Origin of the sequence: Microbispora oryzae, assembly GCF_017896165.1 — a bacterium.
Lineage (GTDB): Bacteria > Actinomycetota > Actinomycetes > Streptosporangiales > Streptosporangiaceae > Microbispora > Microbispora oryzae.
This window is the reverse complement of record NZ_JAFCNB010000009.1, coordinates 1-14,729: the sequence shown is the minus strand read 5'-3', so window position 1 is coordinate 14,729 and position 14,729 is coordinate 1. Positions and strand designations below refer to the sequence as shown.

General features: G+C 72.0%; 11 protein-coding genes. 5 read left to right on the top strand and 6 right to left on the bottom strand.

What is annotated here, in order from left to right:
- Positions 1-26: 26 nt before the first annotated feature.
- Positions 27-2,888 (bottom strand): helix-turn-helix transcriptional regulator, encoded by a 2,862-nt coding sequence (locus tag JOL79_RS35470; RefSeq protein ID WP_210156931.1) that lies wholly within the window; start codon positions 2,886-2,888, stop codon positions 27-29.
- Positions 2,889-3,106: 218 nt separating this feature from the next.
- On the opposite strand from JOL79_RS35470, the gene JOL79_RS17620 reads away from it, so the two are divergent.
- The 4 genes from JOL79_RS17620 (at position 3,107) to JOL79_RS17605 (ending at position 6,892) form a co-directional block, all read left to right on the top strand.
- Entirely contained in the window at positions 3,107-4,165 is a 1,059-nt protein-coding gene (locus JOL79_RS17620) for a sensor histidine kinase (protein ID WP_210156930.1), read from the top strand.
- 288 nt (positions 4,166-4,453) lie between these two features.
- Positions 4,454-5,959, top strand: coding sequence for a PQQ-dependent sugar dehydrogenase (locus tag JOL79_RS17615; RefSeq protein ID WP_210156929.1), 1,506 nt, complete (start codon positions 4,454-4,456; stop codon positions 5,957-5,959).
- A 2-nt stretch (positions 5,960-5,961) separates the two neighbouring features.
- On the top strand, positions 5,962-6,189 hold the full coding sequence (locus JOL79_RS17610) for a cellulose binding domain-containing protein (RefSeq protein ID WP_307848583.1): 228 nt from the start codon (positions 5,962-5,964) through the stop codon (positions 6,187-6,189).
- 52 nt (positions 6,190-6,241) lie between these two features.
- Positions 6,242-6,892 (top strand): LysE family translocator, encoded by a 651-nt coding sequence (locus JOL79_RS17605; RefSeq protein ID WP_210156927.1) that lies wholly within the window; start codon positions 6,242-6,244, stop codon positions 6,890-6,892.
- Here JOL79_RS17605 and JOL79_RS17600 read toward each other — a convergent pair.
- Entirely contained in the window at positions 6,831-8,306 is a 1,476-nt protein-coding gene (locus tag JOL79_RS17600; protein WP_307848582.1) for an amino acid permease, read from the bottom strand. The two genes, JOL79_RS17605 and JOL79_RS17600, sit on opposite strands and share 62 nt — an antisense overlap.
- Positions 8,307-8,378: 72 nt before the next feature.
- On the bottom strand, positions 8,379-10,292 hold the full coding sequence (gene dxs / locus JOL79_RS17595) for a 1-deoxy-D-xylulose-5-phosphate synthase (RefSeq protein WP_210156926.1): 1,914 nt from the start codon (positions 10,290-10,292) through the stop codon (positions 8,379-8,381).
- A 260-nt stretch (positions 10,293-10,552) separates the two neighbouring features.
- Between dxs and JOL79_RS17590 the strand changes: the two genes are divergently transcribed.
- Positions 10,553-11,371: a neutral zinc metallopeptidase gene (locus tag JOL79_RS17590; RefSeq protein WP_210156925.1), complete on the top strand. Its 819-nt coding sequence runs from the start codon at positions 10,553-10,555 to the stop codon at positions 11,369-11,371.
- Between the two features lie 16 nt (positions 11,372-11,387).
- Here the strand turns inward: JOL79_RS17590 and JOL79_RS17585 are convergent, their stop codons facing one another.
- From JOL79_RS17585 to JOL79_RS17575, 3 genes are all read right to left on the bottom strand, one after another.
- Positions 11,388-12,590: an ROK family transcriptional regulator gene (locus tag JOL79_RS17585; protein WP_210157139.1), complete on the bottom strand. Its 1,203-nt coding sequence runs from the start codon at positions 12,588-12,590 to the stop codon at positions 11,388-11,390.
- A 68-nt stretch (positions 12,591-12,658) separates the two neighbouring features.
- The gene (locus tag JOL79_RS17580) at positions 12,659-13,906 is read right to left on the bottom strand and encodes a sugar ABC transporter permease (protein ID WP_210156924.1); all 1,248 of its coding nucleotides are present in this window, start codon (positions 13,904-13,906) and stop codon (positions 12,659-12,661) included.
- A complete protein-coding gene (locus tag JOL79_RS17575) occupies positions 13,903-14,682 on the bottom strand; it encodes an ATP-binding cassette domain-containing protein (RefSeq protein ID WP_210156923.1) in 780 nt (259 codons plus the stop codon). Before JOL79_RS17575 ends, JOL79_RS17580 begins: the two co-directional genes overlap by 4 nt.
- Between the last annotated feature and the right edge of the window lie 47 nt (positions 14,683-14,729).

Below are 14,729 nucleotides of genomic sequence, written 5' to 3'. Positions count from 1 at the left end.
GGGTGACGCGTGGCGCCGCGACGGCGCTACGCGTCGCCGTCTCCCCCGGGCTCGGCCAGCCGCCGCTCGGCGGCCAGCCGGGCCAGCTCCACCCGCGACGCGATGCCGAGCTTGGCGAAGATGTGCCGCAGGTGGGTCGACACGGTGTGCGGCGACAGGAACATCCGGGCGGCCGCCTGCCGGTTGGTGAGTCCCTCGGCGACCAGGGCCGCGACCGCGCGCTCGGTGCCGGTCAGGCTCTCCCAGCCCTCGTTCGGCCGTTCGGCCGTGGTCCAGTGACGGCGGTGGACGCCCAGCGCCCGCAGCCGCGCCCGGACACGGGCCGCGTCCCGCAGGGCGCCCATCCCCTCGTAACCGTCGAGCGCCCGCTCCAGCGCCCGGGCGGCCCGTTGATCGCAGTCCCCGATCAGCGCGACCCCGAGGTCCTCGGCGGCCGAGGCCCGGCCCCACGGGTCGGGGTGCGCGTCCGCGGCCCGCTCCAGCGCCTCCGGATCGGCCTCGACCAGGCCGCGGGCGTGGTCCGCCGCGGCGGCGAGCGCCGGGTAGGCCGCGTTGTCCCGCGCCAGGGCCTCGGCGGCGCGCGCCACCTGTTCCGCCCGGCGCCGGTCGCCGGCGGCCAGCGCCAGCCTGGTCAGCCATCCCGCGGTGAGCGGCTCCACGACGAGGGTCCACCTCAGCTCCCTGGCGTCGGTGTGGACGGGATGGAGCAGGTCCATCGCGCCGTGGAGATCTCCTCTCGCCTCCGCGACCACCGCCCTGGCCCATCGTCCCCACGCCGCGCCGTGCAGGATCTCCCGGTCCGTGTGCGCGGTGCGCCACCGGTCGACATACCGGGCCGCGGTGTCGAGATCGCCCCGGCGCACCGCCACGACCGCCAGCACGTAGAGCCCCGCGAGGTCGCAGCCGTTCCCGCCCAGCTCCTCGCTGAACAGCAGGCCTTCCTGCGCCTCCGTCACGGCGTCGTCGAGGCGCCCGGCGGCCAGGCTCAGGCCGGCGCGGAAGAACGACGGCTGCGGGGAGTGGACATACTGCCCGAGCCGCTCGATCTCCTGGGTGAAGGCCCGCAGGGCCAGTTCCGCCTCGTCGTACCGCCCCATGAACTTGTGGTTCTTGTACAGCAGCATCCGCGGATACGGCCGTTCGACGGGTTCCACCGACCCGGTGCTCGCGATCCGCACGGCCTCGTTCACGTGTTCGAACGAATCGGCGACCTTCCCGTCGGCCAGGGCGCACTGCGCGAGCAGCAGGTGGGCGCCGGCCAGGGCGGTGTCGCCGCACCGCGCCGGATCGGCCAGGGCGGCCTCCGCCCGGCGCCGCCCGGTCCAGAACCGGCCGAGGGCGAGCAGCCCGAGGTAGAGGGCCGACTCGGCCACCCCGCGCAGCTCGCCGGGAACGCCCTCCCCGGCGGCGAGCACGCGCTCCGCCTCTGCGACGGCCTCGGAGGGCCGGCCGCTCAGCAGCAGCGCGTAGGCGAGCGCGCAGCGCAGCCGCGGCGCCGCGGCGGGCGGGGCCGACACGAGCGACTCGTGGGCGAGCCGGATCGCCTCCGGTGACCGGCCGGTGACGGTCAGGGCGTGGACCGCGACGGCGACGCGCTCCCACCGGTCGGGGTCGGCTGGGTCGCTGATCTCCAGTGCGCGCGTGGACAGGTCGACGGCGGTCTGCGGCGAGAACGAGAGCACCTCGGCGGCCGCCCGGTCGAGTCCCCTGATGGCCCGCACGTCACCGGGGCGCGCGCTCAGGATGAGGTGCGGGGCGGCCGGCACGGCGGAGCCGCGGCTGTCGAGCAGCATCTGCCCGGCCTCCCGGTGCAGCGCCAGCCGGATCGGCGGCGACAGCGTCTCGGTCACCGCGCCGCGCAGCAGCTCGTGCCTGAAGGACATCTGGTCCGGCCCGGTGAGCAGGAGACCCGCGGACACCGCCTCGTCCAGCGCTCCCGTCAGGGCGCCGGCCGGCCGGCCGAGCAGCGCCGCCACATCCGCCACGGCGAACGTCCGGCCCAGGACCGCCGCCGCCTGGACGAGCTCGCGCGCCGGCGGGGAGAGGCCGTCGATGCGCCGCCGCAGGATCGTCCGGACGCCGGTCCGCGGCTCCGACGCCATCCGGGCACGGCCGCCGCTCACCTCGATCGCTCCGTCCGACTTCACCCGGTCGAGGATCTCCACCAGCCGGAACGGGTTGCCCTCGGCCAGCGCCGCCACCGCGAGGAGGTCGGGCTCAGGTTCGGCGCCCAGGACGTCGGCGACGACCTCGGCCACCGCCCGCTCGTCCAGCGCCCCCAGCGTGATCCGCGGAGCGCCGTCGCGCTCCAGGCGGCCGTACAGGCGGTCGAGGGTGGAGCCGGGAACGGGGCCGGAGGCGCGCGACAGGACCCACACGCACGGGTACGCCCCGAGATCCAGGGTCATGCACCGCAGCGCCAGCAACGTCAGCGGATCGGCCCACTGCAGGTCGTCGAGGGCGACCAGCACCGGGCCTTCGGCCGCCCGCTTCTCCAGCGGCTCCGTCAGCCGCCGCACCGCGGCGAGCCGCAGATCGACCGGCATCGGGCCCCGCTCCGCGACATCGGTCTCCACCACGCCGGTGATCTGCCGTATCGCGTCTCTCAGCGGGCTGAGGGGGGCGAGGTCGAGCTCGTCGGCGGCGCCCCGGCCCGTCGGAAATCCCGCGCACGTCGCAGTGTCGGCCGCCCGGGCGAGCAGGACGCTCTTCCCCGTCCCCGCCGATCCCTCCACCAGCACGACGGAGCCCTGGCCGTCGCGGGCGGCGCGCAGCGCCTCCACGACGAGACTCCACTCGCGCGCCCGCCCCCGCCAACCCGGCCAGGACGACACCTCGGAGTCGAGCCCTCGCGTGGCCGCCCATGCGTGCGAAGAAGCGTCCGCCACCCTTCGAGTCTAGGCGGCGGGCCTGTCGATCCCCCCGCCCCGCCACCGTTGACCGGCGGGAACGCGCAGGCCGATCTCCTCCGGATGTGTGATGTGCCCGGCCGCGCGCCCCGGTCAGACTGTTCATCCGCCGCCCTCCGCCCCGCGGAGGAGGCGGGCGCGAGCCGGCAGCGGCGCCGGCGGCCCGCGCGAACCGGCCCGAATGACGAGGAGGTCCCGTGCGCGCCAAGATCCTCACCATCCCCCGTCCCCGGCTTCTACCCCGGTCGATCCGGCCGTGGATGACTCCGCTGATCGCCGTACCGGCGGCACTCTTCCTCGCGCTCGCCTGCTCACGAGCGGGCGTGGTCCCCTTCGGGTGGAGTCCACGCCCCGCCCTCGTCCAGGCGAGCGCGCTCGCGGGTCTGTCCGCGTGGACGGTGTGGCGGGTCACCGGCCGCCTGAAGGCGCGGATCGACGCCGTCCGCACCGCGCTCGCCTCGGTCGACGGCGACGACCTCGGCGGGCGGGTGCCCGTGCCGCGGGGGGACGACGAGGTCTCCCGCCTCGCCGTCACGATCAACGACACCTTCGAAGCGCTGGAGAGAACGAAGAGGCACTCGGAACGGCTGCTCGCCCGCCATCGCCGCTTCACCGCCGACGTCTCCCACGAGCTGCGCACCCCTCTCGCGGGGCTGCGCGTCCGCCTGGAGGAGGCGCGGCTGCGGCCGGACCCCGCTCTGCTCCCCGGCTTGATCGACAAGGCGCTGAGCGACGTCGACCGGCTCCAGGCGATCATCGGCGACCTGCTGCTGCTCGCGGCCCTGGAGGGGGGCAGGCCCGGCGGCGACGAACTGGTCGACCTGTCTCACCTGGCCAGGGAGGAGGTCGCCCGGCGCGCCGACCCGCTTCCCGTACGGCTGTGCCTCGAACGGGGCACGTTCGTGCGGGGCTGCCGGATCCGGCTGGCCCGGCTGCTGACCAACCTGCTCGACAACGCCCAGCGGCACGCGACGCGCACCGTCCGGGTGGAGGTGCGGACGGCGCAGGGTCAGGGGGCGGTCGCCGAGCTCGCCGTGTGCGACGACGGAGCCGGGATCCCCGTGAACGACCTGGAGCGGATCTTCGAGCGGTTCGCCGGAGCCGACGACGGACGGACCGGCGGCCGGGAGAGCACCGGCCTCGGCCTGGCCATCGCCCGGGAGATCGCCCACGCCCACAACGGCACCCTGACCGCGGAGAACACCGGCACCGGGGGCGCCCGGTTCACGCTCCGGCTTCCGCTCTCCCGGATGTGAGAGGGCGATTCGCGAGGCATGCCCGAGTTGTGTGTGTAATCGTGTGAATTTGTAGCGTCACGGCCGATCGGTGGGCTTGGGTATGGCCCACACCGGCCTTGCCAGAGACCCGCCGACCCCGCCGCCGGCGGCCCGCCGACCCACGTCGTGAAAGTTTCCCGTCCCGGGGCGCGGCCGGCGACGTACGCGCAGATCGGCGAGCGGGTGCCCGCCCGATGATTGCCCTGGGCGCGGCCGGCGCTTTCGATGGGGACGAGCCGGTAGCCCCATCCCGCCCCGGAGCGTGTGATGCCCAAGCACCTGTCCTCGGCACTCTCCATCGTCATTTGCTCCGTGATCGCCGCCACGGCGCTCGTCGTGACCCGGCCCGCCGCCGCGGGCGCGGAGACGGGCGGGTTCGACTTCACCCGGGCACAGGTCGCCACTGTGGGGCTGCGGGTGCCCTGGGGCATGGCTTTCCTCCCCGACGGCAGCGCCCTCGTCTCCGAACGCGACACCGCGACCATCGCCCGGGTGTATCCCGGCTCTTCGCCCGTACAGGTGGCCGCGGTCCCGAACGTGTACCCCGCAGGTGATGGGGGCCTGCTCGGCATCGCGCTCTCCCCCACCTTCGCGCAGGACCAGTTGGTCTACGCGTACATCAGCTCCGTCTCCGACAACCGGGTGGTCCGGTTCCGGCTCAGCGCTCCGCAGATCCAGCAGGTGATCCTCGCCGGCATCCCGCGGGGCCAGTTCCGCAACGGCGGGCGCATCGCGTTCGGCCCCGACGGCATGCTGTACGTGGCCACGGGGGACGCAGGCTACCCCGCGTACGCCCAGAGCTCGAACCTCGGCGGCAAGATCCTGCGCATCACCCGCGACGGCGCGGTCCCCACGGACAACCCGTTCTCCGGCTCACCGGTCTACAGCTACGGCCACAGCAACGTTCAGGGGCTCGCCTGGGACAAGGCCGGCCTGCTGTACGCCACGGAACTCGGTCAGAACTCCACAGATGAGATCAACTACATCCGGCCGGGTCACAACTACGGCTGGCCGGCCTGCGAGGGCATGTGCGGCAACCCGAGCTACGTGAACCCCCTGGTGACCTGGAGCGACAGCGAGGCGTCCCCCAGCGGCCTGGCGTACGCCAACAGCACGCTCTTCGCCGCGGCCCTCGCCGGTAAGCGTCTGTGGACGGTGCCGGTCAGCGGCGGCAACAGGGTGGGCACTCCGGTGGCCGAGCTGCGGGAAAGGCCGGGCCGGCTGCGCACCGTGGCGGTCGGTCCGGACGGCTGGCTCTGGGTGGCGACGAGCAACCGCGACGGCAGGGGGACGGCGGGCCCCGGCGACGATTTGATCATCCGGATCCCGCCCGTGGGCCCATCCGGGCCGGGGGTCACCCCGTCGGCCAGCCCGTCGCCCTCGTCGCCCGACGGCCCCTCGCCGTGCCCCTCCCCTTCGTTCAGCCCTTCACCGTCGCCGACACCCAGCCCGTCCGTGTCCCCCAGCGTCTCCCCCTCGCCCAGCGTCTCCCCCTCGTCCAGCGTCTCCCCCTCGTCCAGCCCCACACCGTCACCCAGCCCCACACCCTCACCCAGCCCCACACCCTCACCCAGCGCTTCACCGTGCCCCTCGCCAACGCCCAGCCCCTCACCGTCACCCAGCCCCTCACCCAGCCCGTCGCCGTCACCCAGCTCCTCACCGTCACCCAGCCCGTCGCCGTCAGCCAGCCCGTGGCCTCGCTGGGTACGCGCTCCTGCGAAGCGACGATCCGGTTCTTTCTCCAGTGGACGACGGCCTCCTGGGGCGAACTGACGGTGCGCAACACGGGAACGTTGCCCATCACCTCGTGGACCGTCACCTTCAAGGTTCCCAACGGGCTGAGCTACCTGCAGTGGAACGGCTACAACCCGCCAGGAGCCCCGGTGACCGTCACCCAGAACGGCGTACTGCTGCCGGGCGATTCGGTGACGGTGCAATTCGCGATCGGCTGGTCCGGCGGCACTGTCGGGACTCCGTCGCCCATCACCTGCACGGCCAGATAACGCCTCGGCGGTCGTTCCGGTAGCCTCGCCGGGATTCGACGGAGGCTGACCGGTGTTGCCGGAGTTGTTACTGGGGCTGGGCCTCGGCCTGGGCGCCGGGGTGACCCCCGGCGCGCTGCTGACGCTGATCATCACCGCGAGCCTGCGCGGCGGCTTCCGCGCCGGGATGCGGCTCGCCTGCGTGCCGCTGCTGTCCGACCTGCCGGTCGTCGTCCTCGCGGTGACCGCCATGGGAGCGATGCCGGGCGCCGTCGTGCGGGTCCTTTCCGTGGTGGGCGGCCTCTACGTGGTGTACCTCGGTGTGACCACGGTGCGGGAGGCCCGGACGGCCGCCCCGCCGGGGTCCGGCGGCACCGCGCCCTCCTCCCGGGGAGAGCTGCTGCGCGGGGTCGTCGTCAACGTGCTCAACCCCCATCCCTGGCTGTTCTGGATCGCGGTGGGCGCGCCGCTGTTCGTGTCCGCCTGGCACCGGGCTCCGACGTCCGCTCTGGCGTTCGTCGGCGGGTTCTATCTGGTGCTCGTCGGTTCCAAGATCGCCCTGGCGCTGGCGATCGGCGCCGGTCGCCATCGGCTGACCCCGCGCGGTTACCGCCTGGTCCTGGGCGCTACCGGCGTGCTGCTCGCGGGGGTGGGGCTCGTCCTCACACTTCGAGGAGTGGTTCCGGTTCCGCCGCCACCCTGCTGCGCCGGTGGCCGTACATGAAGTAGACGCCGGCACCCACGATCATCCACACCAGGAACCGGATCCACGTCTCGACAGGCAGGTTCAGCATCAGGTAGACCGAGGCCAGGACCGACAGCGCCGGCACCACCGGCACGAACGGCGTGCGGAACGAGCGGTGCAGGTCGGGCCGGGTCCGGCGGAGGATCGGCACGGCGATCGCCACGACGACGAACGCGAACAGGGTGCCGATGTTCACCAGCTCGGCGATCGCGCTGAGCGGGATGAACGCGGCCAGGAGCGCGGTGGCGACCCCGATCACGACGGTGATCCGGTAGGGCGTGCGGTACGTGGGATGGACCGCGGCGAGGGACCGCGGGAGCAGGTTGTCGCGGCACATGGCGAACAGCACCCGGCTCTGCCCGAGCATGAGCACCATCACGACGGTGGTGAGCCCGGCGATGGCGCCCACGCTGATCAGCGTGGCGATCCACGACTCGCCGACCGACCGGAACGCGTCGGCCAGCGGCGCCGAGACGCTGAGCGACGAGTAGTGCTGCATGCCGACGACCACGAGCGACACCACGACGTAGAGGACGGTGCAGACGACGAGCGAGGCGATGATGCCGATCGGCAGGTCGCGCTGGGGGTTGCGGGTCTCCTCGGCGGCCGTGGCGACCACGTCGAATCCGATGTAGGCGAAGAAGACCAGCGCGGCGCCGGCGAAGATGCCGAACACTCCGTAGGCGACCGGGGGGACGCCGAACAGCGTCTGGATGAGCGGGGCCTGCAGCCCTCCCCTGCCCTCGATCACGTGAGACGGCGGGACGAACGGCGTGTAGTTGGCGCTCCTGATGAAGAAGAGCCCGGCCACGATCACGAGGAGGACGACGATCATTTTGATGGCCACCATGACCGCGTTGAACCGGGCCGACAGCTTGATGCCCGCCACGAGCACCCCTGTCAGGACGAGCACGATCACCGCCGCGGGCACGTTGAACACGGCTTGGTCGCCGGCGAGGCTCTCGGGCAGGTAGACGCCGAAGTTCTTCAGCAGCGAGGCGAAGTAGCCCGACCAGCCGGAGGCGACCACCGCCGCGCCGAGGGCCATCTCCAGCATGAGGTCCCAGCCGATGATCCACGCGGGGAACTCGCCGATCGTGGCGTACGCGAACGTGTAGGCGGATCCCGCCACGGGGACGGTGGCGGCGAACTCGGCGTAGCAGAGGGCGGCGAGCGCGCACACGACGCCGGCCACCGCGAACGAGATCGCGACGGCCGGGCCCGCGGTGTTCTTGGCGGCGACGCCGGTCAGTACGAAGATGCCCGTGCCCACGATGACGCCGATGCCGAACACCGTGAGGTCGAGCGCGCTCAGACTGCGCGTCAACCGGTGTTCGCCGCCCTCGGCGTCCTGGATGGACTGCTCGACCGACTTCGTCCGGAAAAGACTCATCCACAGGCTCCCTCATCGATGAGGCCGACGACCTGCAGACTTCCCCCGCGAGCGGCGCTTACTCCATGTTCGTCAATCCGTCGTCTGCACCTGACGCGCGGGGTGGCTCTCCAGCACCGGGGAGCGCCTGGCGACCGCCTCGGTGATCTTCCTGGCCAGATCCTGGCCGTTGAGGCCGGACGTCCCGAGGATCTTGGCCCGCTTCGCGTGGTCGAGGAAGCGCTGGGGGATGCCGAACGTGCGCACCGGCACGTCGACGTCCGCGTCGCGCAGCAGCCTGGCCACCGCGTCGCCCACGCCGCCGACCCGGCCGTTGTCCTCGACGACCGCGACGAGCTTGTGCGCCGACGCGGCCAGGACCAGGGCCTGGTCCAGCGGTTTGACCCAGCGCGGGTCGACGACCGTGGCCGAGATGCCCTGGGCGTCGAGTAAGGTCGCCGCCTCCAGGCACGCCTCGGCCATCGGACCGACCGCGACGAGCAGGACGTCGCCGTCGCCCGCCCGCAGCACGTCCATCTCGCCGAGCCGGCCGACGGCCTCGATCTCCGTCGGCACGGCACCCTTGGGGAAGCGCACGACCGACGGGCCGTCCTCGATCGCGACCGCCTCGGCCAGCAGCTCGCGCAGCCGCATCCCGTCGCGGGGCGCGGCCAGCGACAGGCCGGGAACGACCTGGAGGATCGACATGTCCCACATGCCGTTGTGGCTGGCGCCGTCGTCGCCGGTGACTCCCGCCCGGTCGAGCACGACCGTGACAGGCAGCCGGTGCAGCGCCACGTCCATGAGGAGCTGGTCGAAGGCCCGGTTCAGGAACGTCGCGTAGACGGCCACGACCGGGCGCAGGCCGCCGAGCGCGAGACCGGCGGCGCTGGTCATCGCGTGCTGCTCGGCGATCCCGACGTCGTAGACGCGGTCCGGGTACGCCTCGGCGAAGGCCGCCAGGCCCGTCGGGTGGAGCATGGCGGCGGTGATGGCCACCACGTCGCTCCGCTCGGCGCCGAGCTTCACCATCTCCTCGCCGAACACGTTCGTCCAGCTGTGCGGCTTGGGCCGCTCCTCCCCCGTCAGCGGGTCGAACGGCTGGGGCGAGTGGAAGCAGTCCTCGTCGTGGTTCTCCGCCGGCGAGTAGCCGTACCCCTTGCGGGTGAGGACGTGCACGATCACCGGGCCGCGGAAGGCGCGCGCCCGGCGCAGCGCCGCCTCGACGGCCGCCTCGTCGTGGCCGTCGATCGGGCCGACGTATTTCAGCCCCAGGTCCTCGAACATGGCCTGCGGCGTGAGGATGTCCTTCAGGCCCTTCTTCATGCCGTGCAGCGTGTCGTAGATGGGCGGGCCGACGAGCGGCACCCGGCCGAGGTTGTTCTTGACGAACTCCAGGGCGTGCTCGTAGCCCTGGGTCATCCGCAGGGACGACAGGTGGTACGCCAGGCCGCCGATGGTCGGCGAGTAGGAGCGGCCGTTGTCGTTGACGACGACGATCAGCGGCAGATCCTTGCGCCCGGCGATGTTGTTGAGCGCCTCCCAGGCCATGCCGCCCGTGAGCGCCCCGTCGCCGATCACCGCGACCACGGTGCGGTCGGTCTCCCCGCGCAGCGTCAGCGCCTTGGCCAGCCCGTCCGCGTAGGAGAGCGCGGTGGACGCATGGGAGTTCTCGATCACGTCGTGGTCGGACTCGGCCTGGCTCGGGTATCCGGACAGGCCGCCCTCCTGGCGCAGCGTGCCGAACTCACCGGCCCGCCCGGTGAGCATCTTGTGCACGTACGCCTGGTGGCCGGTGTCGAACAGGATGCGGTCGCGCGGCGAGTCGAAGACGCGGTGCAGGGCGATGGTGAGCTCGACGACGCCGAGGTTGGGGCCGAGGTGACCACCCGTCCTGGCCACGGAGGAGACCAGCAGATCGCGGACCTCGGCAGCCAGCCGCGGCAGATCCGCGGCGTCCAGACGCCGCACGTCGAGCGGGTCCTTGATCGTCTCCAGAATCGCCACCGCTCATCCTCTCCCGCTCGCCGTCGAACAGATCGAGTGTAGTTGGCGCGTGCCTCGCCCTCCTCGGCACTGCACTGAAACTTCACAGATGTTCTCAGTATCCACTTTATTCGCGCTTTACCCTAAGGTCACTTCTGCCCTACGCTCCTGGTCCCGTGCGGAAAACCCTGATTACTCACTGTCTGGGATAACCGTCACCTCTCACCCGTCTCTCTGTGCGCTGGGGATGCCCACTCATGATTCGCATAAGCCTCCGCCCGGTGATTCGCGTGGTCACGGCGGGGGTCGTCGCCCTCTCCCTGACCGGCGCGGCCGGAACGGCCTCCGCGGCCGCGTCCGGCACCGCGGCCGGCGCCGCGTCGGCCGCCTCGACCGGCACCGCGGCCCGTCCGGTGCCCACGGGCAAGGCCGCGCTGACCAGGAACCCGATCTACCGGACCGGGGAGTTCGACTTCACCGAGTGCGCCGAACTCGGTCGCCGGCCCGACGACGTGGACTCCTACAAGCTCTATCTGGACCACCTCATGGACTGCCTGAACCAGTCGTGGGCCGAGGAGTTCAAGCAGGCCGGCCTCTCCTTCGCCAAGCCGAGGGTCCGCTTCATCACCAAGCCCGCGAAGACGGGCTGCGGGAAGTACCCGGCGCCGTACGCCGCGGGGATCTACTGCGAGCGCGACAAGACGATGTGGATCCTCATTTACAAGAACCAGCTCGCGGATCCCTCCGAGTTCGAGCTCTTCCAGGTGATCGCCCATGAGTACGGGCATTTCGTGCAGGACCGCGCGGGAATCCTGCCCGCCGTCGACCGGCTCACCCGTCGCGTGAGCCGGGCCACCTGGTACGCCTACAGCCGCAGGCTGGAGCTGCAGGCGGAGTGCCTGTCGGGCGCCTTCATCGGCAGCGTGTGGCACTCCCTGGGCCGCGACCAGTTCGACTGGGACGACCTGCTCGACTACAAGATCGGCGACGTGCTGCACGGCAAGCGGGCGAGCATCGTCTACTGGCTGAAGCGCGGCTGGAACGGCAACGGCCCCGCGGTGTGCAACACCTTCACCGCCCCCGCGTCCAAGGTGGCCTGACGCCGGCGTCCGGCGATCAGGGGGCGACGCGGGACAGCGCGTCCAGGGGGTCGGCGAGCACCTGCGCGAAGGCCAGCTCGGCGGCCCCCATCAACGTGGCGTCGTCCCCCAGCCAGGAGGTGCGCATCCGCGCGTGCTCCCGGGAGGGGAACAGGGTGCGCGTCGCGATCCGGCTGCGCACCTGGGCCGCGGTGCCCAGATAGATGTCGCGCAGCATGCCGCCGAAGATCACGAGCTCGGGGTTGAAGATGTTGACGAGGTTGGCGACGCCCACCCCGAGCCAGCCGCCGACGCGCTGAAGGGCGTCCTGGGCCATCACGTCCCCCCGGTCCGCCGCGTCCACCACGGCGCGGACCCCGTCCCTGCCGATGGCCTCGCCGTACCGGCCGGCGTGTTCGAGGACGGCCCGCTCGCCCACCTCGGCGTCCAGGCAGCCCCGCGACCCGCAGCCGCAGGGGCGGCCGTCGGGGTTGACCACCATGTGGCCCACCTCGCCGCCGTACCCTCCGTGACCCCCGAGCAGCTGGCCGTTGACGATGATCCCGCCGCCGATGCCGACATCGCCGTGCAGGTAGATGAGGTCGCGGCAGCCCCGGCCCGCGCCGCGGGTGTGCTCGGCCAGCGCGCCGAGGTCGGCGTCGTTGCCCACCGACACCGGGAATCCGAGCGTTAGCCTGCGGGTCAGCTCCTCGCCGAACGGCGCGTCCACGGCGCCGATGTTGGGGCCGCTGCGGACCAGTCCCGCGGACGCGTCCACCGTCCCGCAGAACGCCGCGGCCGCGCCGACGCAGACCGCGTCGGCGCGGGCCCTGCGCCGCATCTGCCGCGCGAACGCGCCGAGCGTCGCGACGGTCCGGCCGAGGTCGAACGGCTCCCGCGCCCTGACGATCTCACGCCGGTCGAGGATGACGCCGCCCAGACCGATCCGGGCGGCGGCCAGCCGGTCGACCCCCACGTCGAAGGCGAGCACGTAGACACGGGCCGTCTCCGGCCGCACCACGAGAGAGGGCCGGCCGGCCCTGCCGGTGTCCCTGGGGAGTTCCTCCCTGACCAGGCCCGCCGCCGTCAGATCGGCGGTGAGCGCCATGATCGTGCTGCGGTTCAGGCCCATCAGCGAGGTCAGCTCGGCCCTGGATCTGGGACCCCCGACGTGGACGTGCCGGAGCAGGGTCCCGAGGTTGTGCTTGCGGATCTCCTCCTGTGAGGGACCTGCGCGCATCATCGGGCGGCCTCGAATTCCGTGGGGGGGCGGGACGTTCGGCGATCACGATACTGAACCTGCCGGCGTCATCTTCGCCCGCTCGCCGCCGCCCGCTTCCTCGACAGCGCGTCCACGCCGGCGGCCAGCAGGAGCACCAGGCCGGTGACGACGAACTTGACGCCCGCGCTGTAGCCCATCAGGCCCATGCCGTTGTCGATGACCGCGACGACGGCGCCGCCCAGCACCGCGTCGAGGGCCCGGCCCTTGCCGCCGAAGAGGCTCGTGCCGCCGATGACGGCCGCGCCCACGGCGAACAGCAGCACGTTGCTGCCACCGGTGTTGGGGTCGACGGAGTTGGCGCGGGACGCCGCGATGATGCCGCCGATGGACGCCATGAACGACGAGATCATGAACGCCGAGATCCGGATCCGGTCGACGTTGATACCGGCGCGCCGGGCCGCCTCGGGGTTGCCGCCGACGGCGTAGATGTGCCGGCCGTACCGCGTGCGGCGCAGCACGAACGTCCAGATGACGAGCAGGGCCAGGATCAGCGGCACCACGATCGGCACGCCCTTGAGCGAGACGACCAGGGCGTTGCGGCTGCGCTCCAGGTTGAGGACGTAGACCGCGATCACCGCGATCACCGCGAGCGCCGCCACCCGCGCGCCGATGACCGCCATCGGGTCCGCGACCAGGCCGCGCGCGCTGCGGCGGCGGGCCTGCCAGAACTGGATGCCGCCGTAGATGACGACGCCGGCGATCGCGAGGATCCAGCCGAGCACCGGCGTGACGTTGTTGTTCGCGATCGCCAGGATCGTCGGGTCCTGGATCGAGATGTTCGTCCCGTTGTTGACCAGCAGCAGCACCACGCCCTGGAAGGCCAGGAACGCGGCCAATGTGACGACGAAGGACGGGATGCCGAGCTTCGCCACCAGCGAGCCCAGCACGAACCCGATGACGGTACCGGTGATCATCGCGGCGAGCACCGCGGCGTACCACGGCCAGTGATGCTCGGTGAGCAGCACGGCGAGCACGCCGGCGCACACGCCGCTGGCGAAACCGGCCGACAGGTCGATCTCGCCGAGGAGCAGCACGAAGATCAGGCCCATCGCGATGACCGCGACGGCCGCGCCCTGCGTGAAGAGGTTCGCGAAGTTCACCGCCGACAGGAAGGCGGGCCGCAGGACGGAGAAGACCACGCAGAGGACGACGAGACCGAACACGGCGGGCAGCGCCCCGAGCTCGCCCCCGCGCACCCGCTCGAGGTAGCCCTTCACGTGGACGCCGACCGACGAGTCGGCGGTGCTCTGCTTGGGGAGCGTCTCAGTTGTCATGATGCCGCCGCTCCGTTGCCGTTCCCGAGCCCGAGCTCCCCGCTCCGCCCGGACGTGATGAGTTCCACGACCTGCGAGTGGGTCACCTCGGAGGCCTTGACCTGGGCCGCCATCCGGCCGAGATAGAGCGCCGCGATCCGGTCGGAGACCGCGAACACGTCGTTCATGTTGTGGGAGATGAGCACGACGGCGAGGCCGTTGTCCGCCAGCCGCCGGACCAGTTCCAGGACCTGCGCGGTCTGCGCGACGCCGAGCGCGGCGGTGGGCTCGTCGAGGATGACGACCTTGCTGTTCCACAGGACGGCCTTGGCGATGGCCACCGTCTGGCGCTGTCCGCCGGACAGGCTGGAGACGTGCTGCCGCAGGGACGTGACGGTGCGCACCGACAGCCCGGCGAGCGTCTTGGCCGCCATCTCCTCCATGGTGGCCTCGTCCAGGACCAGCCCGCTCTTACGCTCGCGGCCCAGGAACATGTTCTGCACGATGTCGAGGTTGTCGCAGAGCGCGAGGTCCTGATAGACGATCTCGACGCCCAGCGCCGACGCGTCCCTCGGCCCGTTCACGTGGACCCGCTCGCCCTCGAACAGGTACTCCCCCGAGTCGATCGGATGAATGCCGCCGACACACTTCACCAGCGTGGACTTGCCGGCGCCGTTGTCGCCCACAAGTGCGGTCACCTCGCCCGGATAGACCGAGAAGGCGACGTCGTGAAGGACCTGCACGGGGCCGAAGCTCTTGTTGATGCCGCGCAGTTCCAGGATCGGTCCCTGGGACACGATGTCTTACTCCATTGATCAATGGGTGGTTCGGCGCTCACGGCGCG